Source organism: Longimonas sp., from assembly GCF_046498435.1.
GTDB lineage: Bacteria > Bacteroidota > Rhodothermia > Rhodothermales > Salinibacteraceae > Longimonas.
This window is the reverse complement of sequence record NZ_JAWOAR010000275.1, coordinates 1-9,139: the sequence shown is the minus strand read 5'-3', so window position 1 is coordinate 9,139 and position 9,139 is coordinate 1. Positions and strand designations below refer to the sequence as shown.

The 9,139-nt window shown below is 56.3% G+C and carries 11 protein-coding genes; 6 read left to right on the top strand and 5 right to left on the bottom strand.

From position 1 onward, the window contains the following. Positions 1-1,285 precede the first annotated feature (1,285 nt). Positions 1,286-2,242: an aldo/keto reductase gene (locus R6U20_RS10700; RefSeq protein ID WP_410337849.1), complete on the top strand. Its 957-nt coding sequence runs from the start codon at positions 1,286-1,288 to the stop codon at positions 2,240-2,242. A gap of 44 nt (positions 2,243-2,286) precedes the next feature. Here R6U20_RS10700 and R6U20_RS10695 read toward each other — a convergent pair whose 3' ends face one another. Continuing rightward, on the bottom strand, positions 2,287-2,742 hold the full coding sequence (locus R6U20_RS10695; protein WP_410337848.1) for a DMT family transporter: 456 nt from the start codon (positions 2,740-2,742) through the stop codon (positions 2,287-2,289). A gap of 89 nt (positions 2,743-2,831) precedes the next feature. Further along, positions 2,832-3,326, bottom strand: a complete 495-nt coding sequence (locus tag R6U20_RS10690) for a DMT family transporter (RefSeq protein WP_410337847.1) — start codon at positions 3,324-3,326, stop codon at positions 2,832-2,834. Positions 3,327-3,511: 185 nt separating this feature from the next. Here R6U20_RS10690 and rpe point away from each other — a divergent pair, with 185 nt between their 5' ends. The 5 genes from rpe to R6U20_RS10665 all read left to right on the top strand — a co-directional run bounded on the left by rpe (position 3,512) and on the right by R6U20_RS10665 (position 7,131). Continuing rightward, positions 3,512-4,186 (top strand): ribulose-phosphate 3-epimerase, encoded by a 675-nt coding sequence (gene rpe / locus R6U20_RS10685; RefSeq protein ID WP_410337846.1) that lies wholly within the window; start codon positions 3,512-3,514, stop codon positions 4,184-4,186. A gap of 30 nt (positions 4,187-4,216) precedes the next feature. After that, positions 4,217-5,095 (top strand): SDR family oxidoreductase, encoded by an 879-nt coding sequence (locus R6U20_RS10680; RefSeq protein ID WP_410337845.1) that lies wholly within the window; start codon positions 4,217-4,219, stop codon positions 5,093-5,095. Positions 5,096-5,571: 476 nt separating this feature from the next. After that, positions 5,572-5,703 carry a hypothetical protein gene (locus R6U20_RS10675; protein WP_410337844.1) on the top strand — a complete coding sequence of 44 codons (132 nt, stop codon included), beginning with the start codon at positions 5,572-5,574 and terminating at the stop codon, positions 5,701-5,703. A 101-nt stretch (positions 5,704-5,804) separates the two neighbouring features. Next, entirely contained in the window at positions 5,805-6,290 is a 486-nt protein-coding gene (locus R6U20_RS10670; protein WP_410337843.1) for a hypothetical protein, read from the top strand. A gap of 85 nt (positions 6,291-6,375) precedes the next feature. Continuing rightward, on the top strand, positions 6,376-7,131 hold the full coding sequence (locus R6U20_RS10665; protein WP_410337842.1) for an SDR family NAD(P)-dependent oxidoreductase: 756 nt from the start codon (positions 6,376-6,378) through the stop codon (positions 7,129-7,131). Between the two features lie 190 nt (positions 7,132-7,321). On the opposite strand, the gene R6U20_RS10660 is transcribed toward R6U20_RS10665, so the two are convergent. From R6U20_RS10660 to R6U20_RS10650, 3 genes are read right to left on the bottom strand one after another with little or no spacing between them, the layout of a single operon-like run. Further along, positions 7,322-7,714 carry a hypothetical protein gene (locus tag R6U20_RS10660; protein WP_410337841.1) on the bottom strand — a complete coding sequence of 131 codons (393 nt, stop codon included), beginning with the start codon at positions 7,712-7,714 and terminating at the stop codon, positions 7,322-7,324. 19 nt (positions 7,715-7,733) lie between these two features. Beyond that, positions 7,734-8,237, bottom strand: a complete 504-nt coding sequence (locus R6U20_RS10655) for a hypothetical protein (protein ID WP_410337840.1) — start codon at positions 8,235-8,237, stop codon at positions 7,734-7,736. Between the two features lie 26 nt (positions 8,238-8,263). Then, positions 8,264-8,980: a TIGR04255 family protein gene (locus R6U20_RS10650; protein WP_410337839.1), complete on the bottom strand. Its 717-nt coding sequence runs from the start codon at positions 8,978-8,980 to the stop codon at positions 8,264-8,266. Positions 8,981-9,139 lie beyond the last annotated feature (159 nt).

Sequence of the window (9,139 nt, the reverse complement as noted above, 5' to 3'; positions counted from 1 at the left end):
AAACGGGCACGTCTCGCCAACTTTGAGGCGCATTGCGAGAGAAAACCAATCTACACCGAGTCCGTCATCCGGAAGTACACCCCAGAACCAGCGAAATATTGGGAGGGAAAAGTCGCACTCAGAAGGCAATAGCAGCGGAGGGTTAACAAAAAATGTCCTCGCAGGACTGGCCAGTTTTCTCATAGCAGGTCTTGGCCAACTCGCTCAAGGGCGCCCCGCTGCTGCTGTTATCCACTTTGTACTTGCAGGAGTCGTATGGGGCTTTTCGTTTGGTACTATGGGTTGGCTCGTGCATCTCTATTCAGCCTATGATGCTGGCACGTGGTCGAAATGACACAGTGGTCACAATTTGTGAACAAACGTTCTTGTCTTCTTAAATTGATGCACGAGTTTAAGGTAAAGGAGCAAGACGGAAATTGTCCTTATCGGCTTCCTGACAGTGCCTTGGACTGCATAAAAGATCAAAAAAGAGGTACTTAGGAATCGATTTCTATTCCCAATCAGGATATTATATTTGATCCGGTCGAAGCGTTACGGTGACCTTCCCAGTTGAGTGGCCTTGAGCGAGATCTGTTCTAATACCAAATGCGATAGTTCAATGTACATGTTTTGAGGGGGCACCCTGAACTTCAGTACCGGGCCCAAGTGACAGCAGTCCTGTGCCTTCTCGTGAAGTCAGGGCAATCGCATTAAAATCCGGGAACCGGCCTTCACAGGCTCTCGGGGGGAATCACTGATTCTGGATCGGTTTGATCTGGGACCATCTGTCAATGAAAACGTCCTTCAGCGACGATCAGGCGGGATGAAAAATTAGATGCGATTGCCCTGAAGACAGGGCGAAGGGACCTGAAGAGTCATGCCTGTGGTGCCCCTGAACAACCGCGCCAGCACCGCCTCCCGAAACGTCATCCTGAACTTGATTCAGGATCCACGCAGGGATTCCGACCACTCATTTCTGTCCGGTTCTTAGTGCTGGGTCACAGGTCAAAGTTTCGGTAGCTTAGGCGAATGATTGTCATGGAAGGTCACAAAAGATCCCGGATCAGCGGCGCCAGGGGCGCCTGGCCTGTCCTGAACTCGATTCAGGATCTGGATGACTATAAAATAGGAGTTCGTGCATTACCCTATGAATCACGTGTGACAGAGCATTAGGCAAAAATTAGCAAGGTAGCGGCATGTCGTTACAATCATCTGACACGCTGGCGTACAAGGAACTCCCTGTTGCAACGCAAGCTACGGACACCTGGCATCACACGCTGTTTCTCTCCTTAACGCTCTCGACACTATGGAAACCCTCTCCTTCCGCAACGGCGACGAGATGCCCATTCTTGGACTGGGTACCTGGAAGTCGGCGCCCGGCGATGTGTATGACGCTGTCAAGATCGCGCTGCAAGCCGGGTACCGCCACATCGACTGTGCGCTCATCTATGGTAACGAAGCCGAAGTCGGGCGGGCGCTCACCGAGTCGTTCGAGCGCGGCGTGGTAGATCGCGAAGACATCTGGGTGACGTCCAAGCTCTGGAATGATGCCCACGCGCCCGAAAATGTGCGTCCGGCGCTACACGAAACGCTTAGCGACCTGCAACTCGACACCATCGACCTGTACTTGATCCACTGGCCGGTGGCGCAGAAGCCGGGCGTAGGCATGCCGCAGTCGCCCAACGATCTCATCAGCCTGCAGGAGCAGCCGCTTGCCGAAACCTGGTCCGCCATGGAAGACCTTGTGGATGACGGGCTGGCGCGCCACATCGGAGTGTCCAACTTTAGCATTCCCAAGCTGCGATCGCTGCTGGCAGATGCGGAGCGCTATGCCCCCGAGATGAATCAGATTGAGCTGCATCCGTATCTGCAACAGACCGAGATGCTCAGCTTTGCCCACGCAAATGATGTCCACCTCACCGCCTATTCGCCGCTCGGGTCGATGGATCGTCCCGATGCCATGAAATCTGACGACGAGCCCATTCTGCTGGAGGACGAGACCATCGCCTCCATTGCGAACGAGCACGATGCCACTCCGGCGCAGGTGCTCATTAGCTGGGGCCTTCACCGAGGCACAGCGGTGATTCCGAAGTCGGTGAGTGAGAACCATATCAAGGAGAACCTGGCTGCTGCTAAGGTGGAGCTGACGGAGACCGATATGCAGGTGATTGCCAAGCTCGACCGTGGATGCCGCTACGTAGATGGCAGCGCCTGGACAATAGGCGACAGTCCCTACACGATGGCGAATCTGTGGAATGCGTAAGTTGGCTGGGGGAGATGAGGCATCGCTGCCGGCGGAGCAACGCCCTACGCATCCGCCTGCTGCTTCTGTCGCCCCTGCAATGTGAGCAACGCACCGCCCAGCAGCAGCGTCAGGCCCAACAGGCGCAGCGGACTAAGAGGGACGGCCACGCCGCCCAGTGCGCCGTAGTGGTCGAGTATCGCTGAGCCAATAAGCTGAGCGGCTACGAGCAGCATGCTGCACAGCACGGCCCCAATACGGGGCACGGCGTAGTTGTTGGCGGCTACGACCAGGACGCCCATGCATCCGCCTGTAAAATAGAACCAGGCCAGGTTGGGCACGCCCCACGCCGTTACGCCTACGCCGAACGCCACCAGCACGCTTGCGGTAAGGCTGCCAACCAGGTGGTTAATGCCAGATCCCAGCAGCGCGCCGGTGGTCATTGATAGCACGGCATTGGCCAGGCGGCTGCTGGCCTCGCACAAGCCGTTAACGACAGTAAGCAAGAGCATCCAGACCATACGGCGCGTACTTTTTGGGAGTTGGTAGTTGGTTGGGGATGCACGAGGCGCTCGGCCTCCCGCTGGATCTTCCTGAAAGGGGGAATCCCTTATCCGAGTGTGACGCACACCACGCCTGCAACGATGCACACGATGCCCAGTGCGCGGCGCCACGACATGCGCTGCACCGGAAGGCCGAACCAGCCGAAGTGATCTGCCACAGCGGATACGGTAAGGCTTGTGGCAATGACCACACTCAGCGTAAGCGCGAGCCCCAACACGGGCACGACCACGTTCGCCAGCGCCACAATGGCTACCCCCAGCACGCCGCCTGTCCACGCATACCAGGGAATGCGGTGCCAGTCGACCGCGTGCAAACGACCCGGGTCCAGCACAACGCGTGCGCCCCAGAGCAGCGCGCCAAAAAGCGTACCTGCTATGTGCACGATCCAGCTCGATGCAACGACGCCCATGTGCACGCCCAGCGTGGCGTTAAGGCGCACCATAAGCGCAACCAGGGCCCCTGCGGCAAGCGATGCAAGCACAGACACCAGCGCATCGGGCGAGAGCGATGTGCGTGTGGCGATCCGAGAAAACAAAGACATATGCAATAAGGTTAAGGAAGCAGCGTACTGTCGTGTTGCCGTAAGTATAACGATGCGCGTTCCTCCGTGCAGGCAGGCCCCCCGCAGGTTCACGGAAAGATAGCGAACCCTGCCCGTCCCCCTGCGTGCCCCGCTCATGTACGCCTTTGTATGTCCTTGCCTTCACCTGCTCTACCTGCTGCGCCATGGCCCTGATTGCGCCCTCCATTATCGCTGCCGACTATGGTCATCTTCATACACAAGCCAATGATGCACTCGATGCAGGGGCCAACTGGCTGCACCTTGACGTCATGGACGGCCAGTTTGTCCCCAACCTGACGATTGGTCCGGGCATTGTGCAGGCCATGCGTCCGATTGCTGATGCGCATGAGGCCGCGCTTGATGTGCATCTGATGATCGACGATCCGGGCCGCTTCATCAACACGTTTGCGCAGGCCGGAGCCGATGTGTGCACTGTTCATGTGGAAGCCTGCACACACCTGCATCGCGTCATTCAGCAGATCAACCAGGCGGGAATGCAGGCAGGGGTGGCCCTGAATCCGGGGACGCCCCTCGCTGCGCTCGATGCTGTGCTGCCGCTGGTTGACCTGGTGCTGGTGATGTCGGTCAACCCGGGGTTTAGCGGGCAGCAGTTCATTGACCGGAGCACCCCGCGCATCCGAACGCTACGCCGCCAGCTTAACGCCATTGGGTCGGATGCCTACCTGCAGGTGGATGGCGGCGTGAAGCCCACGAATGCGAAGAGCCTCGTACAGGCCGGTGCCGATGTGCTTGTGGCCGGCAGCGCCATCTTTGGCGGATCGAATGCCGTGGCCGAAAACGTGAATGCGTTTCGCGCTGCGATGACGCTCAAAGCGTAACCCGCTCCTTCTCCTCCTGTCTGGTTCGTTATGGATACGCCTGTTGCTCTCGTTACCGGAGCCAGTTCAGGTATCGGCAAAGCCACTGCCCGCGGCCTCCTTCAACGCGGCTACCATGTCATCTTGTGGTGCCGCACGCAGGCCGTGGCCCAGGAGACCGAAGCTGAGATCCGCGAAGATGCGCACGCAAGTGCTACCAGCACTGTTGGGGCCGACCTTACCAATTTTGATGCCCTCCGCAACGCGGCAACGGCGTTGAAAGATGAACACGATCGGCTCGATGTGCTGATTAACAACGCGGGGGTGCTCAAGGAAACGCGCGAAACCAATCCCGAAGGCATCGAGGAAACCTTTGCAGTCAACTACCTGGCCCCGTTTCTGCTTTCACATCTGCTGCTCCCGCTTCTCATTAGAACAGCACAGACCAGGGGCGAGGCCCGCATCGTAAACGTCGGTTCTGATGCACATCGGGGGGCTATCAATTTTAATCCCGATGCGATGACGAAAGGCGATGCCGGCATCACTGCCTACATGCAGTCGAAGCTGGCGCTGGTGCTGTTTACGAATGAACTAGCCCGCCGCCTGGATTCGACCGGTGTTATGGTGAACTGCGTGCATCCGGGGGTGGTGGCCACCAACATCTGGCGCGGGCCCGGCGTGCTTTCGTGGCTGGTGCGCCGCCTAAAGTGGTTCTTTCGCTCGCCCGAAACCGGGGCCGAGGGGCCGCTCCACCTCGCTACCTCCGACGAGGTCAAAGACGTAACCGGCGCTTATTTTGACGGCACCGACCGCACCACACCCTCCATTGCCGCCTTCGACGAAAAAGCCGCCGCCGAGCTCTGGAACCGCAGCATGGAGCTGGTCGATCTGGATCCGGGCGATATTACCTATGACCCGTCGGGCAAGTAGTCTTTTGAGGCAACGCCCCGGCTGTGTGTCGTGGATGCCACAAAAGACGCTGGGTAGATACGCCGCATAGGCCGTACGGGCAAGATTACGTAAACTACCATGAGGCTCCTGCTCAAGACATGCTCTCCACTGGCATGCATCGTGCATGTGGTTGCACATAGAACGCAAGTGGACATATCCTGATTATCCTTAGTAAATACCGACTCACCACACTCCACAACGTGTGTCTTTTACACAGAAAGCTGCGTATCTACCCATCTTGATTTTGTCGTCGGGTTTTAATGCGAACAGTTAGGCTATTCTGACTTTTATGTATTATCTTAACAAATATTAACTCCCGATGTGCGGCATACGTAAGCGGGGAAGGAATCCTTAGGAGGATATACCACTACTATATGTGTATGCCTAAAAAGACAGGCTCCCTCTCTAAACAGCCAAGCTATGCCCGCTATTCTATGACTATCAGTGCAACATCTATGTTATCACGATATCTGAAAGCTCCGTATCTTGCGCTTTTCTTTCTGAGTCTGCTTGTTGGACTTCCGCAGACCGGCACCGCCCAGTCCGCCTGGACCAACCCGTTTGAGACAGGGCAATCGCATGAGTAATCGCGAACCGTTCAGAGGCTCTATACAAGGCATTTGCGTCTATAAGGTTTTTCCTGCGCGATCTCGAAATCAGCCTTTGAACGCTTCTTTCGCAGGTCGGAATGATTGATGCGATTGCCCTGCCGTTTGAGACGCCCGAGGAACAGCAAGACGAGGAATCCCCCTACGGCACCTGGGGCACGCCCCAACAAGACGAGGACCGCAACGCAGGGAATACCGACGATCCCTGGAATACCCGCGATCCGTGGGGCGTTGAACAGGACGACCGCTCCTACGGCGACTCCGACTGGGCTCGCGATTTCTATGACTCTGATGATGAGAATAGTGGTGGTGAAAGCGACAGTGACAAAGGATCTGCTGAGCGTGTGGGGGACGGGCCGATGATGAACAGAAGGGTCAATAGTTGCTCGGAGTGTGGGTCGGACGAAGTCTGCTGTCAGCAGGATAACGGTAAGCTTCAGTGCAGAGACGAGAATAAATCCTGCGGAAATAACGAGACCCCCATCCCCCTCCCCGGCATCGTCTACCTGCTCCTGGCTGGACTCGGCTACGGCGGATACCGGCTGCGCGACCGGCATACAGCGTAGCGCAGCAGTTGCACCTCACCGGTAGAATCAGTTTGTTGGATGCGTTGACTCGTTCGCTTTGTAGACGCCCCCCACGCATCCCCCTATGCTCGACCTTTCCGGACAAACCGTTCTCGTAACCGGCGCCAGTCGCGGCATCGGAAAAGCCATCGCAGAAACGTGCGCTCGCGCCGGGGCGGCCGTAGCCGTGCACTACGGGCGCAGCGCCGATGCCGCGCTGGAGGTGGCCAACGCCTGCGGCCCCGAGGCCCACCTCTTCCAGGCCGACCTCACCGACCTCGACGCCACCGACGCGCTCTTCGACGCCGTCGCCGCCACGTACGGGCGCGTCGATGGACTCGTGCTCAACGCCGGCGTAGCCCGCCACATGCCGCTGGATGCCGACACCGCCACCTGGCACGCCGACTGGCAGGATACCATGCAGGTAAACCTGCGCGCCCCCGAACTGCTCTGCCGCCACGCACTCGATCACTTTCGCACAGAGGGCAGCGGACGCATCGTGGGCATCGCCTCGCGGGCGGCTTTTCGTGGCGACACGCTCGACTACATGAGCTACGCTGCCTCCAAAGCCGGACTCGTGGCCCTCATGCGCTCCATCGCCCGCGGCGCCGGGTCCGACAACGTAAAAGCCTTCACGATTGCGCCCGGCTTCACCCACACCGACATGGCGCAGGACTTCATCGACGAGTACGGCCCCGGCATCGTGCGCGATGACCTGGCGCTGAACGACCTCACCGAGCCCGAAGACCTGGCGCCGATGGTCGCGCTCTTGCTCTCCGGCCACGCCGACCACGCCACCGGCTGCACCATCGACATGAACGCGGGGAGTTACGTGCATTGAGCGTGCCTACAGCGCGTCCAGAAATGGAAGTATCCTCTCACCGTAGTCATCCCGGCCCCCGAGCCGGGATCTACCCTGACACTGGGAAAAGCGTGAGCGGGTTGGCTTCTTATGCGCTGGGGATGCGAGCGGTCTCCAGCCATGGATAGTTTGGGGCAGAGGGCTTCGGAAAGCCTTTGCAGACGTACCTCTATGGAAGCTCGTTGCTTATTTTCGTGAGGGTCTTTCGCGCCTCTGTTGTAGCTGTTTCAGCCGCCATCTTCCACTGTCCGGGATGCATGCTATACTTGTCGCCTTCGTAATCAGCGTCGTTGCGTCGGTTGCGCATTGATTCCAGCAAGTTGGAAATACTCTGATATCCGCTGTTGTCAAAATAGTCAATTAAATGGCGGTGTGAGGAGCCTCCACGTTCTGTTACGTGTGCAGGTGCATGATCCCGTGCTATGTTGTACACGGCGTAGTAGGCCCGACTCACTGCCGCCCGGTTCTTGGCCTCGGCCTCTTTGCTTGCTCCATCCATTGTGAGTTGCTCAGCAAGATCCAGATATGCGTGCCAGTCAAATGCCATAAGAGATGGAGACAAAATGAAATGAGCGTTAGTCTCAGGAGGACACCACATCGTAAGTTAACACTATATCCCCATCTGATGCTTTCCGTAGACGCGGAGCCAGTGTTTCGTTTACGCGCATGAATGCATCGACCGCGTCTGAAATCGGCATGGGCGTCATAATTCGCACATAAAGCTTAGGAGGACTTGGCTCCTCTGGATCACTTTTCACCTCAAGGCGCAAATCAGCGTCTGCAAAATGCATGGCGATGACCTTGGGGACTGTTTGTAATGCCAGAAGCGCATTAGGATGTGTTTGCGCCCAGGCTTGCAATGCGTCTTTGTTGAGGATCTCATACGTGCCTGCAAGTGCATCAACCTGATTGCTTACCTGCACGTATATCGAATCCCCAAAAGACGTATATTCCGACACCAGATACTCCGAGGATGTGTATTCTTCAGAGGACTGCCAAAAACGGTCCTGTAGGATGCGGGGAGACGCTTGCCCAGCAAACCTGAGACGTTTACCCGGTTTTGTAAAGCCTTTAGTGACTTCCATACGCTTTATTCCTTACTGGTAGGGTTTTAGTGAAACCGTTCTCGAAGAGTATTGGTGATCAGCGATTCAAATCGCTCCTCAATTGCATCATGCGCTTCATCAATCCATTGGCTAACAGTTCCTGTGTTGGGGGATAGTGTCGGACTTGCATAGGTAATCCCAAGCTTTATTTCTGCCTCGGCCTGGGCATCATTCCGTGAATTACTGAGCTCTACGTTCAAAACGTCTCCTTCGTTAGGTGACTTCGCAACGCCCGCGAAGAAAACATGGCTTCCTGCAGATAGAGGCTCGTCGTAGTTAATGCTTATCTTGAGGAAGTCGTTTAGCGTATCTTCCGAACGAAGGGTAATTCCATTAACGTAAGAAAGCCGGATTCGGTCAATACGAGTAGATCCGACAACTTCAATATATGCTTGATACGCTTCCACGATTCGCTTGTGGAATGCATTCCACGAATCGTATGGGGCTAAGCGGTGAACAGATAGGTAGTGCTCACCGATCTGTATAAGCTTGTTTTCGTCTTCACTGAACAGGCGTGTCCGCGGCTCTTCGACAACCAAGGGTTTTTTCTCGTCTTCTCTCTGTCGAACCCCATACGTGGTTGCCGTTTTTCGAGTCGGGTAGGAAGACTTCAGGTCAGCATAGATTAACCCCTGATATGTTGGATCCCATTCTGAAGTGTCACCGAAATCAAACGTGCATACCGCCTCTTTGAGCGGAGGATTCGGATATGTGTTGGACATGATCCATGCAGTCTGGGAAAGAAAACGAACCGTTCACTTCTACAGATCGCTGAAAACGGTTTAGCCTTGATATTCTTAATATAACAAAAGGCTCCTCAAATGCGAAGCCCCATTTTACCTGATTTAGCCTGAAAGTTTACTCTCTACACTGAAAGCGAT

Excerpts from the sequence above, each read along its gene's own strand:
- rpe (WP_410337846.1), top strand. The coding sequence starts at position 3,512 with ATGGCCCTGATTGCGCCCTCCATTATCGCTGCCGACTATGGTCATCTT.
- R6U20_RS10665 (WP_410337842.1), top strand. The coding sequence starts at position 6,376 with ATGCTCGACCTTTCCGGACAAACCGTTCTCGTAACCGGCGCCAGTCGC.
- R6U20_RS10700 (WP_410337849.1), top strand. The coding sequence starts at position 1,286 with ATGGAAACCCTCTCCTTCCGCAACGGCGACGAGATGCCCATTCTTGGA.
- R6U20_RS10690 (WP_410337847.1), bottom strand. The coding sequence starts at position 3,326 with ATGTCTTTGTTTTCTCGGATCGCCACACGCACATCGCTCTCGCCCGAT.
- R6U20_RS10675 (WP_410337844.1), top strand. The coding sequence starts at position 5,572 with ATGTTATCACGATATCTGAAAGCTCCGTATCTTGCGCTTTTCTTTCTG.
- R6U20_RS10650 (WP_410337839.1), bottom strand. The coding sequence starts at position 8,980 with ATGTCCAACACATATCCGAATCCTCCGCTCAAAGAGGCGGTATGCACG.
- R6U20_RS10670 (WP_410337843.1), top strand. The coding sequence starts at position 5,805 with ATGATTGATGCGATTGCCCTGCCGTTTGAGACGCCCGAGGAACAGCAA.
- R6U20_RS10695 (WP_410337848.1), bottom strand. The coding sequence starts at position 2,742 with ATGGTCTGGATGCTCTTGCTTACTGTCGTTAACGGCTTGTGCGAGGCC.
- R6U20_RS10655 (WP_410337840.1), bottom strand. The coding sequence starts at position 8,237 with ATGGAAGTCACTAAAGGCTTTACAAAACCGGGTAAACGTCTCAGGTTT.
- R6U20_RS10680 (WP_410337845.1), top strand. The coding sequence starts at position 4,217 with ATGGATACGCCTGTTGCTCTCGTTACCGGAGCCAGTTCAGGTATCGGC.